General features: G+C 41.4%; 12 protein-coding genes and 3 rRNA genes. 14 read left to right on the top strand and 1 reads right to left on the bottom strand.

Going from position 1 to position 21,286, the window contains the following annotated elements; all coding sequences use genetic code 11:
- The first annotated feature begins 109 nt into the window (after positions 1-109).
- The 11 genes from LG336_RS17140 (at position 110) to LG336_RS17090 (ending at position 19,016) form a co-directional block, all read left to right on the top strand.
- Entirely contained in the window at positions 110-337 is a 228-nt protein-coding gene (locus LG336_RS17140) for a hypothetical protein (protein ID WP_404328693.1), read from the top strand.
- Between the two features lie 280 nt (positions 338-617).
- Entirely contained in the window at positions 618-3,866 is a 3,249-nt protein-coding gene (locus LG336_RS17135) for an EAL domain-containing protein (RefSeq protein ID WP_404328692.1), read from the top strand.
- Between the two features lie 318 nt (positions 3,867-4,184).
- Positions 4,185-7,691 (top strand): bifunctional 2',3'-cyclic-nucleotide 2'-phosphodiesterase/3'-nucleotidase, encoded by a 3,507-nt coding sequence (locus tag LG336_RS17130; RefSeq protein ID WP_404328691.1) that lies wholly within the window; start codon positions 4,185-4,187, stop codon positions 7,689-7,691.
- Between the two features lie 152 nt (positions 7,692-7,843).
- Complete coding sequence (locus LG336_RS17125; protein ID WP_404333201.1) at positions 7,844-8,947, top strand: threonine aldolase family protein; 1,104 nt, start codon at positions 7,844-7,846, stop codon at positions 8,945-8,947.
- Positions 8,948-9,048: 101 nt separating this feature from the next.
- Entirely contained in the window at positions 9,049-10,293 is a 1,245-nt protein-coding gene (locus tag LG336_RS17120; RefSeq protein ID WP_404328690.1) for an aminopeptidase, read from the top strand.
- A gap of 367 nt (positions 10,294-10,660) precedes the next feature.
- Positions 10,661-11,092, top strand: a complete 432-nt coding sequence (locus LG336_RS17115; RefSeq protein WP_404328689.1) for a MarR family winged helix-turn-helix transcriptional regulator — start codon at positions 10,661-10,663, stop codon at positions 11,090-11,092.
- A complete protein-coding gene (locus LG336_RS17110; RefSeq protein ID WP_404328688.1) occupies positions 11,085-12,272 on the top strand; it encodes an MFS transporter in 1,188 nt (395 codons plus the stop codon). The genes LG336_RS17115 and LG336_RS17110 overlap by 8 nt, the downstream gene beginning before the upstream one ends.
- Before the next feature lie 489 nt (positions 12,273-12,761).
- Positions 12,762-14,341: ribosomal RNA gene (locus tag LG336_RS17105) — 16S ribosomal RNA — on the top strand.
- Positions 14,342-14,609: 268 nt separating this feature from the next.
- Positions 14,610-17,548, top strand: a 23S ribosomal RNA gene (locus LG336_RS17100).
- A gap of 221 nt (positions 17,549-17,769) precedes the next feature.
- Positions 17,770-17,885, top strand: a 5S ribosomal RNA gene (rrf, locus tag LG336_RS17095).
- Together the 16S, 23S and 5S rRNA genes form the textbook arrangement of a ribosomal RNA operon.
- Positions 17,886-18,167: 282 nt before the next feature.
- Positions 18,168-19,016, top strand: a complete 849-nt coding sequence (locus LG336_RS17090; RefSeq protein WP_404328687.1) for a hypothetical protein — start codon at positions 18,168-18,170, stop codon at positions 19,014-19,016.
- Between the two features lie 67 nt (positions 19,017-19,083).
- Here LG336_RS17090 and LG336_RS17085 read toward each other — a convergent pair whose 3' ends face one another.
- Positions 19,084-19,350 (bottom strand): hypothetical protein, encoded by a 267-nt coding sequence (locus tag LG336_RS17085; protein ID WP_404328686.1) that lies wholly within the window; start codon positions 19,348-19,350, stop codon positions 19,084-19,086.
- Positions 19,351-19,597: 247 nt separating this feature from the next.
- Between LG336_RS17085 and LG336_RS17080 the strand changes: the two genes are divergently transcribed.
- From LG336_RS17080 to LG336_RS17070, 3 genes are all read left to right on the top strand, one after another.
- The gene (locus tag LG336_RS17080; protein ID WP_404328685.1) at positions 19,598-19,774 is read left to right on the top strand and encodes a hypothetical protein; all 177 of its coding nucleotides are present in this window, start codon (positions 19,598-19,600) and stop codon (positions 19,772-19,774) included.
- A 236-nt stretch (positions 19,775-20,010) separates the two neighbouring features.
- Positions 20,011-20,475 (top strand): hypothetical protein, encoded by a 465-nt coding sequence (locus tag LG336_RS17075; RefSeq protein WP_404328684.1) that lies wholly within the window; start codon positions 20,011-20,013, stop codon positions 20,473-20,475.
- A gap of 128 nt (positions 20,476-20,603) precedes the next feature.
- Positions 20,604-21,269: a hypothetical protein gene (locus LG336_RS17070; RefSeq protein WP_404328683.1), complete on the top strand. Its 666-nt coding sequence runs from the start codon at positions 20,604-20,606 to the stop codon at positions 21,267-21,269.
- The last annotated feature ends 17 nt before the right edge of the window (positions 21,270-21,286 follow it).

The following is a 21,286-nucleotide window of genomic DNA, read 5'->3' as shown; positions in this document are numbered from 1 at the left end:
TTTTATATCTAAAAGCAAAAAAGTTTTAGGAAAGAGCCTTTATATAAAAGTATAACAAAAACGATAAAGAGAACCCTAAACCATAAAGAATTTCATAAGGAGGTTGAGTATGAATTCATATGAAATCACTGATATGATTATTGACGATGGATTTGATGGAGAGGAATACGTCACCACTGATTTTACGCATCAGAATCATCATTATAGCATCACATTTAAAAAAGCGGACCTAGAAGTTATCAATAGCTGGATGTTTATGGATGAAACGTCACTTCCCGCTAATTTATCTGATGATGTCATAAACTTGATTCGAGCAGAGGTTGAACGAAAGATTTAAATGTTGTGAGGTTAGAGTCTTGTTCCTAGCAAGGACCCCTATTTGGGGTCCTTTATTTGTTTAAGCGAACGTCGGATAGAAAAGGAACGTCCCCTCAGTCTCTTCTTCTATTTATGTCTTAATAATTGTATAATTATATTTATAAAAAAAGAGAACAATAAACTACGGGGATCGCTCGCAACCTAAGGATGCGTACCGTTGTACAGAAAATATGATTCTATCAATCACTATTTCAAAAAGGAAATAGTCTTATATATTTAAACAAGGACGGAGTTTTCATATGGATGTTAAGACGATTACAACCCTTATAGATGAAAATTCAGGCTCGAATCAACTTTTTAGAAATATTTTTGAGTGTCCTGAATTAACGATTTGGTATAAAGATTTAGCTGAAAATGTATTATGGGTAACAAAAGGGTTGGCTTCCATATACGGTTATACACAGGAAGAGTTTATAGTAAATCCAAAACTATGGATGAATTCAGTCAGTCATGAAGATCAGCAAACAATTGAAGATGCGATGAATCTGCTTTTACTAGGAGAAGCGACAGCAGTAGAATACAGGATTATTCGGCCAGATGGTGAGGTTAGGTGGGTACAGAATTGTGCCAATCCTATCTTTAATAACATAGGAAAGGTAGTTGCTTTAACAGGTTCGGTTCATGACATTACTGTTCAAAAAGAGGAAATAATCAGGCTCCAAAACCAACTCAAAGGAGTACAAGCTTGGGATAATTCCATTTTATATGATGATGTAGATGTAGTGAAATCTGAAACAAAAGTGGTACCTACAAATGATAGTGTTGAAATCTTGGTAGACAATAAGTTATATGCATGTCTATTTTCTGAAATGACCAAGGTTAAAGAAAATAGACAAAGTTTTGCCGTTCTATTTATGGACCTAGACCGATTTAAAGCGATAAATGATACCTTAGGTCACACTACCGGAGACCAGTTATTAAAAATAGTTGGTAATCGAATAAAAGAATCTTTATCAGATTATGATGTTTTCTTCAAACAGAATGGCGATAAATTTATTGTCGTATTAAAAGATGCTGACCGAGATGTGGCTTCAAACGTTTGCAAAAGAATTCTGAATGATCTAGAAGCACCATTCAAAATCCAAAATTATGATCTTTTCACCTCCTCAAGTATCGGGATTAGTGTCTTTCCGGAAGATGGCGATACCGCGGAAGACTTGTTAAAACATGCTGATTTTGCATTATATCAAGCAAAAAAACAAGGGAAAAATAATTATAAATTTTACTCTTCAAAAGAATTAGAACCCAATATGAACCCTATAAAATTGGAAATGGATCTCCATAAGGCGATTCACAAAGAAGAGTTAATCCTTCATTATCAACCTAAGGTGAGCTTAAAAACGGGTAAAATAGTCGGCGTGGAAGCTTTAATCCGTTGGAATCACCCTGAGTTAGGAACTATTTCACCTGGGGACTTTATTCCGATTGCGGAAGAAACAGGTTTAATCATTCCAATCGGTGAATGGGTACTCTATCATGCTTGTAAACAAAACAAAGAATGGCAGCAAAAAGGGTTTAAAACAACTGTATCTGTTAATGTTTCTGCAAGGCAGTTTACTCAATCAAATTTTGATGAAACAGTCTCTCGAGTACTGCTACAGACGGAGTTAAATCCGCAATCCTTAGAGCTTGAGATTACTGATAGCATGACTGCGAATATTGAACGAACAATTTCTACTTTACAAAATTTGAAAAAACTAGGTGTTCGTATCAGTATTGATGATTTTGGTACAGGTTTTAGTTCATTAAACTATTTGCAAAGGTTTCCTATTGATAACTTAAAGATTGATCAGTCCTTAATCCATAGAATGGAAAGCAATATGAATGACAAAACAATCGTCACAACGATTATTTCAATGGCACACAATTTAAATTTGAATGTGGTGGCTGAAGGAATTCAAACAAAAGAACAACTGATTTATCTACAACAACATCTTTGTGATGAGGGACAAGGGTATTTCTTTACTAAACCAATGCCAGCAAATAAAATAATGGTTACGGTTTTTGAAATAGAAAATGTCGTGAAGGATTTCGGTCTGCCACAAGATATAAATGAACGAATGTGGGCAGAAGAGTTAGTTCGTCAAGCGCGTAAGGAATTAAATGAAACCATACATTTACAACAAGGAATGATATATAAATACAAAAAAATAAATGGTCAATTTATCCATACCTTATGTGACGGCGAGTTATTATATCGAATGGGTCTTATTCCGAATCTTGTAGTTGGGAAACAGTTACACGATTTTCTTCCTAAACATATGGCCAAAGAAAAGCTGGTGCACTATGAAAGAGCATGGAATGGGGAAGAAAATGTCACTTATGAAGAAGAAATTAATGGGATCCACTATCTTGCTACGTTAAGCCCGATAAAACGTGGGGGAGAAGTTGTGGAGGTTATTGCTTCATGCTTCGATATCACCGACCGCAAAAAGGCAGAAAGAGCCTTACTTGAAAGTGAAAATAAATATCGGTTGATTGCTGAAAACATGACAGATTTGCTTATTTTGTTTGACGTGAACGGGAAGGGAATCTATGCATCCCCTTCTCATGAACCAGTACTTGGCTATTCCCCAGAATATTTTGAGGGCAACAATACATCTGATCTCGTTCATCCGGAAGATACTACCTTAGTAATGATGAAATTTGAAGAAATCATTCGAAGTAAATCTCCTACGAAAATGGAGCTGCGCTTGTTACATGCAAATGGTGAATGGAAATTACTTGAATGCACAGGAACACCGGTCATAAGTGAAAAAGACACTGTGGAACATATTATGGTTGTGGCAAAGGATATTACGGAGAAAAGAAGAGCAGAAGAACTTTTATGGAATTCAGAGAAATTATCGCTCGTTGGCGAGCTAGCAGCTGGTGTTGCCCATGAGATAAGAAATCCAATCACTGCGATAAAAGGGTTTATCCAGCTATTCCAGCAAGGACTAATAAGAGATGAATATTTCGATATCATCCTGTCAGAATTTGACCGTATAGAAGGGATTATTAAGGAGTTTCTTTCGCTGGCAAAACCACAAGAAATTCAGCCTAGACCCGTAAACATCCCTATCTTAGTTAAAGAGGTCGAAACATTAATAAAATCAGAGGCGCACCTGAAAAATATTGAATTCACCATCGAAATACAACAAGACATCCCAGAAATCATGTGTGACGCCAATCAAATCAAACAAGTTTTACTCAATCTGTGTAAAAATAGTATGGAAGCCATCGATTTAACAAGGAAGGGCTTAATTAAAATCACAGTAAGTGTTGAACAAGAAGCGCTTCTCATTAACGTTATTGATAACGGAATTGGCATTAGTGAAGAGCGTCTAAAAAGGCTAGGAGAACCATTCTATAGCAATAAAGAAAAAGGAACCGGATTAGGCTTAATGCTCTGCTTCAGAATTATAAGACAACATAATGGAAGTCTTACTTTTTATAGTAAAGAAAACAAAGGAACAACCTCACAGGTGAGATTACCGCTGGTGTGATGACGGGTGGGGCTGTCCATTATTCCTTCAATTAAAATCTATAATCATTCTAAGATAAAAGGCCTTCCGCCAAAACTAAAGCGGAGGGCCTATTTATTTTTTCTAAAGAAACGAATCCACACAGGTCAATACTACTATGAAAGAGGGAAAGGAGACCATTCTTCTACTTACTTAATAGGTCTTATAGTTCACTCTGAAAAAATATCCTAGTCCGTTAGATTCGTATTTTTAATGTTGTTAACTTTTAAAAAATAATTCTGCTATATTTAATTTTAGAGCCCTTTGGGTTCAAAAAATATCAAAGGATGGATGTAGCGAATGAAAAAGAGGAGCAAATCTAAGGGGAAAAAGATTTTATCCAGTACTCTTGCGCTAAGCTTGCTAGCAACACCTTTAATGCCGTTTAATGTCCTAGCAGCAAAACCGACTGAACCAAAAATTCAATCAGAAGTAGAACTCCGCATCATGGGAACAACTGACATTCATTCGAATTTATTAAGCTATGATTATTACAAGAACACCGAAGCACCAAAACTGGGGCTCGCAAAAACGGCCACTCTTGTAAAACAAGCGCGTGCAGAAGCAGACAATTCTGTACTAGTAGATAACGGTGACCTCATTCAAGGAAACCCGCTAGGCACATACAAAGCGAAGGTTGATCCGCTTGAAGAAGGAGAAGTCCATCCTGCGATAGAAGCTATGAACATTATGGGATATGACATGGCGACATTAGGAAACCATGAATTCAACTATGGACTAGAATATTTGGATGAAGTCTATGACGATGCCAATTTCCCATATGTGAACGCAAACGTTTATGTAGATGACCATGACAATGACCCAACAAATGATGTAAATAAATATGCACCATATAAAATTGTTAATAAAAAAGTAGTGGATGAAGCTGGCAAGATTAATGTCATTAAAATTGGCTACATCGGATTTGTTCCACCTCAAATCAATGAGTGGGACAAAGCCCATCTTGATGGCAAGGTCATAACGAAGAACGTGGTCGAGGCTGCGGAAAAGTATGTACCGCAAATGAAAGCTGAAGGAGCAGATGTCGTAATTGCCATGGCTCACTCTGGCTTTAGTGGAAATGAAGCTAATACGGAAGACACGGTTTATGCATTGAGTAAAGTATCTGGTGTTGATGCGATTACGTTCTCTCATACACATAAAGTATTCCCGGCAAAAGATGTTACTAGTTTAGATGCTTTATTTAAAGGGGCAGATGGACAACCTTTGCCAGGGGTAGATAACGCAAAAGGAACCATCAATGGTGTTGCAGCCGTTCAAGCTGGATACGGCGGCGGTGCCTTGGGAATCATTGACCTTACTTTACAAAAGGTCAAAGGAAAGTGGTCGGTTGCTACCTCCCAGTCTTCCACAAGAGCAATCGATACAGTCCAACCTGATGAAGAAATTGTGGAGGCAGTTACTGATGAACACGAGGCTACAATTGAGTATGTAAATACTCCAATCGGTACAACAACTGATGACATTTACAGCTATTTTGCACTCGTACAAGATGACCCATCCATTCAAGTCGTAACGAACGCTCAGAAATGGTATGTTGAAAATTACCTTGAGTTAAACAAGCCAGAATTAAAAGACTTACCAATTTTATCAGTAGGTGCTCCATTCAAAGCAGGCCGTAATGGGGTAGATGAATATACCGAAATTAAAAAAGGTGATTTAACGATTCGCAGTGCGGGTGATTTATACCTTTATGACAATACGTTAAAAGCGGTTAAAGTGAGTGGGTCCGTTGTCAAGGAATGGATTGAGATGACTGCAGGTAAATTCAATACCATTGACACTTCTACAACAGAAGCACAGGAATTATTAAATCCTAGCTTCCCGGTTTACAACTTTGATGTCATTGACGGTGTTGAATACCAAATCGATGTAACGAAAGAGCCGAAATATGACAAGAACGGAAACTTGATTAACCCAGAATCCAGCCGTGTCCTAAACCTTGAGTACAATGGAGAACCAATTGACCCTGAACAGGAGTTTGTCGTTGTGACGAATAACTATCGTGCTGGAGGAGGCGGTAACTTCCCTGGGTTAAAAGGCAGTGAGTTAGTGGTTGACTCAGCCGATGAAAACCGTCAAATTTTAATGGATTACATTTCTGAGGTAAAAGAAATTACGCCAACTGCCGATAACAACTGGTCGATTGCGCCAATCTTGGCGGATGTGAATGTAACGTTTACGACTTCACCAAAGGCTGAGCGATATATCGGTGAAGGGAGTCCGTTCTCTTATTCTGGCCAAATAGATGCTAACGGTTTTGGCATCTTCAATATCGACCTTAACCGTGGGGTAAAGGTTCAACTTTTAGGATTAAATGATTTACATGGGCAGCTAGATACTATTACCAAGGTAAATCAAGAACCAGCTGGCCATGTTGAGTACACAGCTGCTGCGTTAAAGCAAGAAGAGGCAACGAATCCTAACACGTTAATGCTTCACGCAGGCGATATGATCGGTGGAAGCCCGCTAATTTCGGCTCTTTTCCAGGACGAGCCTACCATTGAAATACTTGAAGAGATTGGTTTTGATGCTGGTACTTTGGGCAATCACGAGTTTGATGAAGGCATTGATGAACTAAACCGTATGCTCAATGGTGGCGAGCATCAAAATGGAACTCCTGGTTATGATGGAATCGATTTTCCAATGGTAGCAGCTAATGCGTATGACACAAGAGACGGACTGTTGATTACCGATCCTTTTACTGTTTTAGAAACAGGTGGACAAAAGGTTGGTGTCATTGGAGTCGTTACACAGGAAACACCTGAGATGATTGTGAGAAAAGGAAATGAAACACTACAAATCACTGATGAAGTAGAAGCGATTAACAAATATACGGCAGAGTTAAAAGAGCAAGCCGTTGAAGCGATTGTGGTCCTTGCACATAACCCAGCTACACAAACCGGATACACCGATAAATTTGATGCGAGCCGAATCGCAGAACAAATTAATGATGAAGTAGACGTTATCTTTGCAGCCCACAATCACGTGAGTGTAAACCGTTTGGTGGACAATAAACTAATTGTTCAAGCTTATTCTTACGGATCTGCCTTCTCGGATGTGGATTTGGAGATTGATCCATTTACTGGGGATATCTTTAGCAAAACAGCGGAAATTAAAACGGTTTTCCAAAAGGACTATACTCCAGACGGAAAAGTAGCTGAAATTATGGCAAAGTATTCAGAACTGGCTGAACCAATAAAGGCGGAGGTAGTTGGTGATTCTCTCACTACCCTTGAAAAAGGCTATCCAACAGTCGCAAGAGAGTTTGGTGACCTTGCACTAGGAAATTTAATTGCTGATGGGATGAAAGTTGCGATGGATTCTGACTTTGCGTTAATGAATGGTGGCGGTGTGCGCTCTCCATTAGAAGCCGGTGAAGTCACATTCGGTGATTTATTCGCGGTTCAGCCATTTGGGAATGTTCTTAACAAGGTAATGCTAAGCGGTGCAGATCTACGGGTTATCTTAGATGAGCAAATTACAGCTCGAGGCCTTGACTATCATATCTCCGGGTTCAAGTACACTTATACCTATGATGATGCAGCTAAAACGGGTAAAATCGTTGATATCTTATTGCCGGATGGAACGCCGATTGATCCAGCAAAAGAATATACTGTCGTCGTAAACAACTATATGTACGGGAATATCGGTGCAAGCATAGGTAGTCTTTCGACCGATATGGAAGTGGGACCAGTCGATATTGACGCAACTATTAACTACGTAAAAACTCTATCATCTCCTTTTGAATATAAATCAGAAGGAAGAATTAAAAGAGTTCAATAAGCCAAAACAAAAAAGACTGAAGAGAATCCACGAAGGATTCTTTTCAGTCTTTTTTTGGGGAAGCAAGAGAAACCGTTCCTATGCTTCCTGACCATTATTGATGTTGTATACTAAAGAAGTGATTAATATAAAAGTTGATAGGGGTATCATACATAATGAAACAAAGTACATTAAAAGAATCTTATAAGCAAAGCAAATACCCATTGTCCGGTCACGGGAAGCGCAATATTCATGTATTAAAGGAAGCTTTTCAATCCATTGATGGTGATGTGGAAAGCGACCTATATGGAGAGGGCAGTGTTATTGCAGAGTTTCAAGAGAAGATGGCTAGATTGCTGGGGAAAGAGGAAGCAGTGTTTTTCCCGAGTGGAACAATGGCGCAGCAAATTGCCCTGCGAATTTGGTGCGATGAAAAAGGTCTGAGAAAAGTAGCATATCATCCGTTAAGCCATTTAGAAATTCACGAAGAAGATGGATTGAAAGAGCTACATAAGATTGAAACGATTTTGCTTGCAGATAAAGGTCGAGTCATTGAGATTGAAGATGTTTTGAACATAGAGGAACCTGTCGCAAGCATCTTGTTGGAATTGCCTCAACGTGAAATTGGTGGGCAATTGCCAAGCTTTGAAACGCTAAAACAGATTTCTGAATACTGCCAAGAAAATGGAATGAAGCTTCATCTTGATGGAGCACGACTATTAGAAGTGCTTCCTTATTACCAGAAAACTGCTGCTGAGGTTTGCGCCCTCTTTGACAGCATTTACGTTTCATTTTATAAAGGGATTGGCGGAATTGCTGGAGCGATATTGGCTGGGGATAAGGCGTTTATCAAAAATGCGAAGGTTTGGAAACGGCGCTATGGTGGCGATTTAATAAGCTTATACCCCTATATTCTATCAGCGGATTATTATTTTAATAGGCGCGCACATAAAATGGAACAATACTATGAGGCAGCAAAGGAGCTCGCTCAATTTTATAACACTTGTCACGGTGTTTCAACCTTGCCACTTATCCCTGTTTCAAATATGTTCCATGTTCATTTTCATCTATCTAAAGACCAAGTTGAGACTGTTTTGACAGAAGTTCAACAACAAACAGGACTTGGTCTGACAAGTTATTCAAAAGAAATCAATGAAAAAAGCTGTTATTTTGAAGTTAGCATGGGTGATTTGTATGACGAGGTTCCAAAAGAGTTGGTTAAAAAGGCATTCACACAACTGAATGATTTAATAAAACAACGCTTTTCTTCTATATAAAAAGAATCATGATCCTTAAGAAACGACAAGTATTTATTTTAGGGTAGATTTCACAATTATGTTACTATAATAAATAAAACTAAATTTATTTGGAGGTCAAAATGGTGCTACCTAACTTTGAAGAAAATCTACATAAATATGCAAAATTATTAGTGACAAAGGGAATCAATGTTCAATCTGGTGATTGGGTGAAAATGACAATAACCGTTGACCAAGCGCCTTTGGCACGTTTAATCACACAAGAAGCCTATGCATTAGGTGCTGAAAAGGTAATTGTGAAATGGTCCGATGATGAGATTAGCAAACTTCATTATTTGCATCAACCAACAGAAGTGCTGACAAACATTCCTGAGTACGAAATTCAAGAATCTGAAGACCATGTATTGAATCATCGCGTTAGTCGTTTGTCAATTGTATCTAGCGATCCGGGCTTAATGAATGAAGTAGATCCGGCTAAAATTGCTGCCTATCAGAACGTCGCTGGAAAAGCATTTCACGCTCAGCGCAAGGCAACACAAAATGATGATTTGAAATGGACCGTTGCTTCTGCAGCTGGAGCGGGTTGGGCCGAAAAAGTATTCCCGGACTTGAAAACTTCTGAGGAACAAGTTGATGCACTCTGGGATCAAATTTTCAAAACTTGTCGTGTCTATGAAGAGGACCCAATTACCGCTTGGGATGAACATAAAAAAACATTAAATGAAAAAGCAGCTAAATTAAATGAGATGCAATTCGATGCCCTACACTATACAGCACCTGGTACCGATTTAACGTTAGGTTTAGCGAAGAACCATATATGGTGTAGTGCAGAAAGTAAAAATCCAAAAGGCGAAGAATTTATTGCTAACATGCCGACGGAAGAAGTTTATTCAGCTCCTGATACTCATCGCATGGAAGGTGTAGTTCGCAGTACTAAACCACTAAGCTATGCTGGTACATTAATCGAAGGCATTGAAGTGCATTTTAAAGATGGGAAAATCGTTGATATCTCCGCTGAAAAAGGCGATGCGACCATTAAAAAATTGGTCTTTGATAACGAAGGCGGAACTGGGCTAGGCGAAGTGGCTCTTGTTCCAGATCCATCTCCAATATCTCAATCGGGTATCACCTTCTTTACGACTCTATTTGATGAGAATGCATCAAATCATCTAGCGATTGGTTCAGCTTATCCGACTACCATTCAAGGTGGGACGAAAATGAGTCAGGAAGAATTATTAAAAAATGGGATGAACACATCGATTGTTCATGTTGACTTCATGATTGGTTCTGACAAAATGGACATTGATGGCATCAAAGCAGATGGCACGATTGTTCCAATCTTCCGTAATGGAGACTGGGCGATTTAAGCCCTATTATATAAATAAAACCAAAGTTCAAGAGAACGGCTAGTTTTAGCTGTCTCTTGGACTTTTTTTTATGTGAAGCATTCCACGGCCTAAGCTAGCTCCTTTTGGCTTTATCGGCCCTATGAATCGAATTTCTTGATGATTCCTTACCAGATTTCGGGTTCATCTTTACTAGGTTTTCAGTCGACAAAGTTCGATAAAGAGCGTTCTTTTTTTGTTCATCAAGAATAAAAATGATAAAACCAAATGAAAGTAGTTACCCTTGACAACTAAATCCACAACCTCTATAGTTATCCTTAATAACCATTACCCAAGGTAATTATATTAGTAGACCCTTAAGGGGAATTCGATAGTAGGAGTGACATAATTGGAAGGTTTTTTTCAACGATATTTAAGTCTGTATCGACCACTAATCACAAAATTAAACGAATTGATGAGTACATATGAGCTTTCATACTCTTTATGGCAGGTTATTTTTTATATCAAAAACCATGGATCTTCAACGCTTGTTGATATTTCGAATCATTATCAGGTTGAAAAGCCAACAATCACTAGAAGGGTTCACCGGCTGGAAGAGTTGGAGATTGTGAAGCAAATTCCAGGGAAGGATCGGCGAGAAAAAGTCATTCAGCTGACACCAAGAGGGGAAGAGATTTATAAGGAATGTCGAAAAAAAATAACCAGTTTGGAACATAGCATGATGCAAGGAATTAACCAGCAGGCACAACTCACAACGTTTCATACATTGCTTGAAATGAAGGACAATATGGTGAAACGAGAGGAGAACAAAAGTGAATAAACCTAAATTATGGACCAAAGATTTTATCATTGTATCCAGCGTGAATTTTTTGTTAACACTCGTCTTTTATTTATTAGTCGTGATTATCGGTGTTTATGCCGTCGACCAATTTCATGCGACGACAAGTCAGGCAGGTCTAGTAACCGGAATTTTTATTGTCGGGGCGTTAATTGGGCGACTGTTTATTGGAAGGAGTATCGACCATATTGGTCGTAAAAAAACGCTGTTCACTGGATTAATTTTATTCACCATAACTACCTTATTCTATTTTATTCACTTGGGTATCGGCTTCCTGCTCCTGACTCGTTTTTTACATGGAGTAACAATGGGGATTGCGAGCACTGCAACAGGGACAATTGTGGCTCAAATCATTCCAAACAAGCGAAAGGGAGAAGGGATTGGCTATTATAGTATGAGTGCGACGCTAGCGACCGCTATCGGACCCTTCATAGGACTTTATATGAGCCAGCATACGAGCACGCAAATGATTTTTAGCCTTTGCCTGACTTTAGGAATCTTTAGTTTCATCACTGCCTTCTTTGTGTATGTTCCACAAGTGGAGCACTCAACCGAAGTTTCTGAAAAGAAAAGTATCAGACTCTCTCAATTCATTGAGCCTAAGGCCGTTCCCATTGCAGTGATTACGCTCGTCGTGGCTTTCTGTTATTCTAGTGTTCTATCTTTTATTAACTTTTATGCGATTGAAATTGACCTGATTAGCGCAGCAAGTTTCTTTTTTCTTGTCTACTCCATTGCCGTATTAATTTCACGACCATTTACAGGTCGTTTAATGGATGTGAAAGGGGCAAATTATGTTATGTACCCAGCGTTTATTCTTTTTGCAGCCGGAATGTTGCTTTTAGCGTCAGCTCACAACAGTTTGACTTTTTTGTTGGGGGGCGCCCTTATTGGTCTTGGATTCGGGAACATGCAGTCATGTACACAGGCAATCGCTGTAAAAATAACTCCTCCTCATCGAATGGGATTGGCGACGTCAACGTTCTTTATCTTCCTTGACGCAGGTCTTGGATTTGGTCCGTATCTACTTGGATTATTTGTACCGATGATGAGCTACTCTACGCTTTATATGATTCTAGGAGCTTTCGTTTTGGCCTCGACAGGTCTGTATTTTGTTTTGCACGGAAAAAAGGACAAAGCTCAGATCAATGCTCTAGTCTAGTAAAAAGAGAAAGGACATTTTGGAAAAAGGCTTTCCTTTCCTTTTGCTAGTCATCTATCTCTTTGGATAGCAACACGCAAGAGACTATCGGAAAGGGAAACGACATTGCTTTTTAATGTAAAATATTTCTAGTGATTTAAGAGTGAAAAGGATGGTAATATATTTTAGCTGCTTCAGACAGCAACGGAATATAACGCTAGTAAAATACTTTTCTAATAAAAGTATTGACGAGTTAACCATTATGTTATATATTAAGTATCCGCTGTTGATGACAGCAACGTCTCATTAAATTGATTATATTAAAATAATATTTTGCTTGATTTCATGAGTTATACGTGATATATTAATAAATGTCGCTTCTGAGCGACACTGATATGATTGTTCTTTGAAAACTAAACAAACAAGCGTCAACAAACAATATTTATCATGTTTCTTCTATTAATATAGAAAAGCATGAGCCAACGTTTTATTTTATGAGCTAATCACTCTTTATTGGAGAGTTTGATCCTGGCTCAGGACGAACGCTGGCGGCGTGCCTAATACATGCAAGTCGAGCGGATCTTTGGGAGCTTGCTCCCAAAGATTAGCGGCGGACGGGTGAGTAACACGTGGGCAACCTGCCTGTAAGACTGGGATAACTCCGGGAAACCGGGGCTAATACCGGATAATTCATTCTCTCTCATGAGGGAATGCTGAAAGACGGTTTCGGCTGTCACTTACAGATGGGCCCGCGGCGCATTAGCTAGTTGGTGAGGTAACGGCTCACCAAGGCCACGATGCGTAGCCGACCTGAGAGGGTGATCGGCCACACTGGGACTGAGACACGGCCCAGACTCCTACGGGAGGCAGCAGTAGGGAATCTTCCGCAATGGACGAAAGTCTGACGGAGCAACGCCGCGTGAGCGATGAAGGCCTTCGGGTCGTAAAGCTCTGTTGTTAGGGAAGAACAAGTACCGGAGTAACTGCCGGTACCTTGACGGTACCTAACCAGAAAGCCACGGCTAACTACGTGCCAGCAGCCGCGGTAATACGTAGGTGGCAAGCGTTGTCCGGAATTATTGGGCGTAAAGCGCGCGCAGGCGGTCCTTTAAGTCTGATGTGAAAGCCCACGGCTCAACCGTGGAGGGTCATTGGAAACTGGGGGACTTGAGTGCAGAAGAGGAGAGTGGAATTCCACGTGTAGCGGTGAAATGCGTAGAGATGTGGAGGAACACCAGTGGCGAAGGCGACTCTCTGGTCTGTAACTGACGCTGAGGCGCGAAAGCGTGGGGAGCGAACAGGATTAGATACCCTGGTAGTCCACGCCGTAAACGATGAGTGCTAAGTGTTAGAGGGTTTCCGCCCTTTAGTGCTGCAGCAAACGCATTAAGCACTCCGCCTGGGGAGTACGGCCGCAAGGCTGAAACTCAAAGGAATTGACGGGGGCCCGCACAAGCGGTGGAGCATGTGGTTTAATTCGAAGCAACGCGAAGAACCTTACCAGGTCTTGACATCCTCTGACAACTCTGGAGACAGAGCGTTCCCCTTCGGGGGACAGAGTGACAGGTGGTGCATGGTTGTCGTCAGCTCGTGTCGTGAGATGTTGGGTTAAGTCCCGCAACGAGCGCAACCCTTGTCCTTAGTTGCCAGCATTCAGTTGGGCACTCTAAGGAGACTGCCGGTGACAAACCGGAGGAAGGTGGGGATGACGTCAAATCATCATGCCCCTTATGACCTGGGCTACACACGTGCTACAATGGATAGAACAAAGGGCAGCGAAGCCGCGAGGTCAAGCAAATCCCATAAATCTATTCTCAGTTCGGATTGCAGGCTGCAACTCGCCTGCATGAAGCCGGAATCGCTAGTAATCGCGGATCAGCATGCCGCGGTGAATACGTTCCCGGGCCTTGTACACACCGCCCGTCACACCACGAGAGTTTGTAACACCCGAAGTCGGTGGGGTAACTAAGAGTTTGCGGAGCAAACTTGCTTCGTAAGCATAGAGCCAGCCGCCTAAGGTGGGACAGATGATTGGGGTGAAGTCGTAACAAGGTAGCCGTATCGGAAGGTGCGGCTGGATCACCTCCTTTCTAAGGATAATGCCGTAAGGGCATTCGGAATGCGAATCTTTCGATTCGTACTAAGCAAATTTAAAAATTTGCACTGTTGATTAGCTTGTTTGTTTAGTTTTGAGAGTGCAATTCTCTCAAAGCGTATTTATTTGTTCCTTGAAAACTAGATAATTGTAAGTAAGAAGGCAAAAGTAAAACACACATTTGTATCGCTTTTTTTCTCTCTTTTATTAATAAGAGAAACCATAGACTTATTGTCTAATAGAGACGAATAAATTCGTCCATAGGTTAAGTTAGAAAGGGCGCACGGTGGATGCCTTGGCACTAGGAGCCGATGAAGGACGGGACTAACACCGATATGCTTCGGGGAGCTGTAAGTAAGCTTTGATCCGGAGATTTCCGAATGGGGAAACCCACTGTTCGTAATGGAACAGTATCTTTACCTGAATTCATAGGGTATTGAAGGCAGACCCGGGGAACTGAAACATCTAAGTACCCGGAGGAAGAGAAAGCAAATGCGATTCCCTGAGTAGCGGCGAGCGAAACGGGATTAGCCCAAACCAGAAGGCTTGTCCTTCTGGGGTTGTAGGACACTCAACATGGAGTTACAAAGGAACGGGGTAAATGAAGTGGTCTGGAAAGGCCCGTCAGAGAAGGTAAAAACCCTGTAGTTGAAACTTCGTTCCCTCCTGAGTGGATCCTGAGTACGGCGGGACACGTGAAATCCCGTCGGAAGCTGGGAGGACCATCTCCCAAGGCTAAATACTCCCTAGTGACCGATAGTGAACCAGTACCGTGAGGGAAAGGTGAAAAGCACCCCGGAAGGGGAGTGAAAGAGATCCTGAAACCGTGTGCCTACAAGTAGTCAGAGCTCATTAATGAGTGATGGCGTGCCTTTTGTAGAATGAACCGGCGAGTTACGATTACATGCAAGGTTAAGTCGAGAAGACGGAGCCGCAGCGAAAGCGAGTCTGAATAGGGCGAATAAGTATGTGGTTGTAGACCCGAAACCAGGTGATCTACCCATGTCCAGGGTGAAGGTAGGGTAACACCTACTGGAGGCCCGAACCCACGCACGTTGAAAAGTGCGGGGATGAGGTGTGGGTAGCGGAGAAATTCCAATCGAACCTGGAGATAGCTGGTTCTCTCCGAAATAGCTTTAGGGCTAGCCTCACGAAGTGAGAGTCTTGGAGGTAGAGCACTGTTTGGACTAGGGGCCCTCATCGGGTTACCGAATTCAGACAAACTCCGAATGCCAATGACTTATCCGTGGGAGTCAGACTGCGAGTGATAAGATCCGTAGTCAAGAGGGAAACAGCCCAGACCACCAGCTAAGGTCCCAAAGTATACGTTAAGTGGAAAAGGATGTGGAGTTGCTTAGACAACCAGGATGTTGGCTTAGAAGCAGCCACCATTTAAAGAGTGCGTAATAGCTCACTGGTCGAGTGACTCTGCGCCGAAAATGTACCGGGGCTAAACGTATCACCGAAGCTGTGGGTGGACATCTTACGATGTCCGCGGTAGGAGAGCGTTCTAAGGGCGTTGAAGCTAGACCGTAAGGACTGGTGGAGCGCTTAGAAGTGAGAATGCCGGTATGAGTAGCGAAAGATGGGTGAGAATCCCATCCACCGTATGCCTAAGGTTTCCTGAGGAAGGCTCGTCCTCTCAGGGTTAGTCGGGACCTAAGCCGAGGCCGAAAGGCGTAGGCGATGGACAACAGGTTGATATTCCTGTACCACCTCTTTATCGTTTGAGCAATGGGGGGACGCAGGAGGATAGGGTAAGCGCACTGCTGGATATGTGCGTCTAAGCAGTTAGGCTGGTAACGAGGCAAATCCCGTTACCACATAAGGCTGAGCTGTGATAGCGAGGGAAATATAGTACCGAAGTTCCTGATTCCACACTGCCAAGAAAAGCCTCTAGCGAGATGAAAGGTGCCCGTACCGCAAACCGACACAGGTAGGCGAGGAGAGAATCCTAAGGTGAGCGAGAGAACTCTCGTTAAGGAACTCGGCAAAATGACCCCGTAACTTCGGGAGAAGGGGTGCTTTTTAGGGTGTTAAAGCCTTGAAAAGCCGCAGTGAATAGGCCCAGGCGACTGTTTAGCAAAAACACAGGTCTCTGCGAAGCCGCAAGGCGAAGTATAGGGGCTGACGCCTGCCCGGTGCTGGAAGGTTAAGAGGAGAGGTTAGCTCACGCGAAGCTTTGAATCGAAGCCCCAGTAAACGGCGGCCGTAACTATAACGGTCCTAAGGTAGCGAAATTCCTTGTCGGGTAAGTTCCGACCCGCACGAAAGGCGTAACGATCTGGGCACTGTCTCAACGAGAGACTCGGTGAAATTATAGTACCTGTGAAGATGCAGGTTACCCGCGACAGGACGGAAAGACCCCGTGGAGCTTTACTGCAGCCTGATATTGAATTTTGGTACAGCTTGTACAGGATAGGTAGGAGCCTTGGAAGCCGGAGCGCCAGCTTCGGTGGAGGCGTCGGTGGGATACTACCCTGGCTGTATTGAAATTCTAACCCGCACCCCTGATCGGGGTGGGAGACAGTGTCAGGTGGGCAGTTTGACTGGGGCGGTCGCCTCCTAAAATGTAACGGAGGCGCCCAAAGGTTCCCTCAGAATGGTTGGAAATCATTCGCAGAGTGTAAAGGCACAAGGGAGCTTGACTGCGAGACCTACAAGTCGAGCAGGGACGAAAGTCGGGCTTAGTGATCCGGTGGTTCCGCATGGAAGGGCCATCGCTCAACGGATAAAAGCTACCCCGGGGATAACAGGCTTATCTCCCCCAAGAGTCCACATCGACGGGGAGGTTTGGCACCTCGATGTCGGCTCATCGCATCCTGGGGCTGTAGTCGGTCCCAAGGGTTGGGCTGTTCGCCCATTAAAGCGGTACGCGAGCTGGGTTCAGAACGTCGTGAGACAGTTCGGTCCCTATCCGTCGTGGGCGCAGGAAATTTGAGAGGAGCTGTCCTTAGTACGAGAGGACCGGGATGGACGCACCGCTGGTGTACCAGTTGTCTTGCCAAAGGCATCGCTGGGTAGCTATGTGCGGACGGGATAAGTGCTGAAAGCATCTAAGCATGAAGCCCCCCTCAAGATGAGATTTCCCATAGCGTCAAGCTAGTAAGATCCCTGAAAGATGATCAGGTTGATAGGTCAGAGGTGGAAGCGCGGTGACGTGTGGAGCTGACTGATACTAATCGATCGAGGACTTAACCAAAAACGAAAAGCGGAGGCGACTGATCAGCCTCGACAAGCGCTGGAGGGCCAGCAGTTGAAGTCGTTCTTTGACTTCAGCGGATGGACCGAAGCGACTCGAGAGGCTAGGAGCCGGAGCTGGACAACATGATACAAATTTTACTTTTACTTCTTACACATTATCTAGTTTTGAGGGAACAAAGATTTTTGCGCAAGCAAAATATCCTTCCTTTAATTAAATAGTCTGGTGGCGATAGCGAGAAGGTCACACCCGTTCCCATGCCGAACACGGAAGTTAAGCTTCTCAGCGCCGATGGTAGTTGGGGGTTTCCCCCTGTGAGAGTAGGACGTTGCCAGGCAAAATGAAAACAACCATATATTTGGTTGTTTTTTTATTTAATCAATTTTTGGACTTATTTTAGTTGAACCACCGAAAATTAATAAGACATCAAAACGCTAGAAGTGTGACTTCCTAGCGTTTTGATGTCTTATTAAGTAGAAATTATTAAAAATAGATTTTTTACAAATAATAGTATATGGTAGGGTTTTAAAATATATTAACCACCATAGTTCTTGTACATAGTGTTATTTATCACCAATGTTCGAAATTTTTCACCTAGTTAGATGAAGGAGGGGTTGATATGGACATTTATCATAGGATATGGGAGGTGGATATGCAAAGCAATGGGATCTTGCCCATTTTACCTGACGAAAATAGGAATCAGTCCAAGGGATACGTTGTGGTGGATGGTGATATCCGTACACCTGAGCATCAAGTTTTGAAGGAGGTTCATATTCCAGACGGGAAAAGGCGCAGCTATCAATTGGTCGAAAAACTTTTTGATAACTATAGATTGAACCAGTATAGCAGGGAAAAAGAAACAAGTAAGGAGTTTAACGAGGTAAAAGAATTTTTAACAAACGTCATGCAGTCTCCACCTCTTAAAATGGCAAGGAAATTCGTTGAGGAAAAATTGAATAAGACATTTACTGACTTGCAGTGGTTTACCCATTTACAGCAATTATGGTTCCGGAAGTTCGATTTGGAAAGCGGAAGAGATATATCAGGGTTTGAGCATGTTTTTATTGGAGAACAAAAAAGAAAAATGTTGCTAGGTCACCATTTCTGGTTTAAATATTGGTTAGAAGACAATGGCAAACTGAACCACCTTCATATAGACCAAATTGAGATGAAAGATAATAATCCACATTACGCACCTGAACCTGGTGCTCCGTATATCATAACAGCTGGTTATCGTTTAAAAGCTTTCGATTCTGAGAAAAAACGCTTTGTAAAAATATCAAAAAGTCGATGTGGATTTTTTATTGGAACCAGTCCAGAAGGTCTTTTGGCATTAGGAACAATCCGAGCCTTATTTCCTGAAGATGCAGCTCATTATATTTCATTCAATGGCACGCCGTATAAGCTAGAATTGTATATGAGCCCTGATGGAAAAAGTATCCGTACTTTCTATCCGTATAGGGAGTAGGGAGGTAGTCTAACGTCACTAAAAACTCTGTAGGATGAGGATCAGTTGAGCTTGAACACCTTTTAACCTACTCCCCAGCGTCATCACCTCCATCCCCTTTATCCCCAAACCCTCCGCCATCATTTGTTTCATGGTTATGATCCTCTTCAAAGAATTCATTAATCGTATCCAAAAACGACTTTTGGGAATTATCCTCTAAATCATATGGATGCGAGCTTAAAAAAGCATGAAGCGAATAAATTTTTATCGATTCTCGTCTAGCCCTAAGGATTAGAAACACAAAGAAGCCGATGATTAAAAGAAACGAGAATGCGAGTAAAATGATTTTAAACAATTGCACCAACACCTTGTCTTTTCATTTAGTAATAATTATGCGATGGCGAACTTGTTATAACTAGTGGAACACATTCTTCTTCAATGATTCTCCTAACCTTTAAGTTTGGTAATAGTGGACTGTGCCAAGTGTTATGTAGGTTTAGCTTTTATTTTTTTACTTGATTCGGCAACCAAATAAGGTAACATTAAATAAGAAAAAAGGTGGTTTACCTTAAACGGATGGTTTGAATGGGTGGAGGTTTATTATGTGCAAAAAGGTGAGATTGTTAATCGGAATGATTAGTTGCCTTGTCTTGTTCGTATTTGGAGTGTATAACGTAATGAATGGCAATCTATCATTTGCTCCAATTATTCTTGGGATTAGTGGGTTGGTTGGAGTCTTCGGTGGTATATATGAATTTAAAAGGAGGCTTGTTAAATAAACCTCAAAACCTCGGCTATCAAAACGAAAGGAATGGGTCTAATCATTAAAAATAAGAAACTCTTAATCTTGTCTGGTATCCTTCTAATTTTTTCAATAGCCCTGACTTTTCCTTACCCGGATGCTTATTTAAGTGCTAGGGCACGTTCATCTATATTTAATGTACCAGTAACGACAATGGATGGGCTCAATATATTGGGGATATTTACCTTACTTTTATTTCTAGTGAGTTTATTTTTGCTTGTTAAAGGGCTGGAGAAGTACAAGAAACGTTTAGTCTTTGCTACGATTCTCATCTTTATGTTATTACCAAACGTCCTTACTTCTTTTTATCAAAAAACAGTGGTAACAGATATTTATGCGATCAACTATGAACTTGGGTCTAGTGAGTGTAATTTTAAAAAGATAAATAATAAAACGGTAAATGCTAATTGCGACTTTACGTTTACAAACCACAGTAGAGATGAGGTGCAATTTGCAATTGAGTTTTATGAGGAACATTGGTATGAAGAGTCTGTCCGAACCGTTTCGCTTATGAACCTTGATGGTCCGTATATAGTTGAATTAAAAGGAAATGAAACGAAAAGAGTGAATATCGAGTCGGATATAGATGTATCAGGGCAAGGAATTCAGTTTGATTCCGCAAGTGCTACCTTGGTAAACCTGATGATTTCATCAGAAAAGGGTAAAAGGAAACTATAAAGTAGAAGCATTAATTTGATAAGGAGAATGGAAGGAAGTTAGTGGTTGCTTCTTTCTTTCATATTGTTTCTAACCTTGTAATACGAGGTGCATCGTATTACAATCTAAGTAGGATAAGGGGGGATATAATGATGATTGTTTCATTTGGATTCTTTTTCGGCGTCATCGCTTTTCTATTTACAATTATTTTAACGAAACGAAGTGGTAGGTTTTATTTAGCTCCAATCACGACCGTTTTGGCTGCTGTGTTGGTGACAGCATATGGAATGTTCATTGTTGGTGGGTTTGAGGGGATGGCTTACGGTATTTTAGCGGTAGGAATCTTCCTTGCGGGCCTTGGAGGGGTGATGGTTTTACCATTTATAGGAAAAATGAAGAAAAAACCGTTAAGCATTTTCGATAAGGTGGGACTTGTTCTCTTGCCTCTCATTCTTTTTGGGACGATTAGCTTAAACTTTTATCTTGATGAAGGATATTGGATCATTGAAGAGGGGGCAGCTCCATATAAAGAAAAGAATGCGAAAGAGGAGCTACAAAGTCATTATCGAATATCCACCATTTCTGAAGGGATGAAGCAGGTTACGCTTATTTTTGGGAAAGAATATGTGGGAAAAGATATCGAAGTGGAAAAGGTTAGTAAGTGGGGTTCGACAGAGATTACGGTAAAAATGATTGAGTCGGAAAATAAGGATGAAATCCCTTATATCATGATTGGTTTAGATGAAATCAAAGAACCGTTAAAGGTACAAACAACGGATGGTACAGTCATTCCTTCGGTTATGGATGGATTATAAAATAAAACGAGGTGCTT

Origin of the sequence: Mesobacillus maritimus, assembly GCF_044803185.1 — a bacterium.
Lineage (GTDB): Bacteria > Bacillota > Bacilli > Bacillales > Cytobacillaceae > Mesobacillus_B > Mesobacillus_B maritimus_B.
Note: the sequence above shows the minus strand (reverse complement) of the source record. Positions and strands in the feature narration are given on the sequence as shown.

Excerpts from the sequence above, each read along its gene's own strand:
- LG336_RS17090 (WP_404328687.1), top strand. The coding sequence starts at position 18,168 with ATGGACATTTATCATAGGATATGGGAGGTGGATATGCAAAGCAATGGG.
- LG336_RS17140 (WP_404328693.1), top strand. The coding sequence starts at position 110 with ATGAATTCATATGAAATCACTGATATGATTATTGACGATGGATTTGAT.
- LG336_RS17070 (WP_404328683.1), top strand. The coding sequence starts at position 20,604 with ATGATGATTGTTTCATTTGGATTCTTTTTCGGCGTCATCGCTTTTCTA.
- LG336_RS17135 (WP_404328692.1), top strand. The coding sequence starts at position 618 with ATGGATGTTAAGACGATTACAACCCTTATAGATGAAAATTCAGGCTCG.
- LG336_RS17080 (WP_404328685.1), top strand. The coding sequence starts at position 19,598 with ATGTGCAAAAAGGTGAGATTGTTAATCGGAATGATTAGTTGCCTTGTC.
- LG336_RS17130 (WP_404328691.1), top strand. The coding sequence starts at position 4,185 with ATGAAAAAGAGGAGCAAATCTAAGGGGAAAAAGATTTTATCCAGTACT.
- LG336_RS17120 (WP_404328690.1), top strand. The coding sequence starts at position 9,049 with ATGGTGCTACCTAACTTTGAAGAAAATCTACATAAATATGCAAAATTA.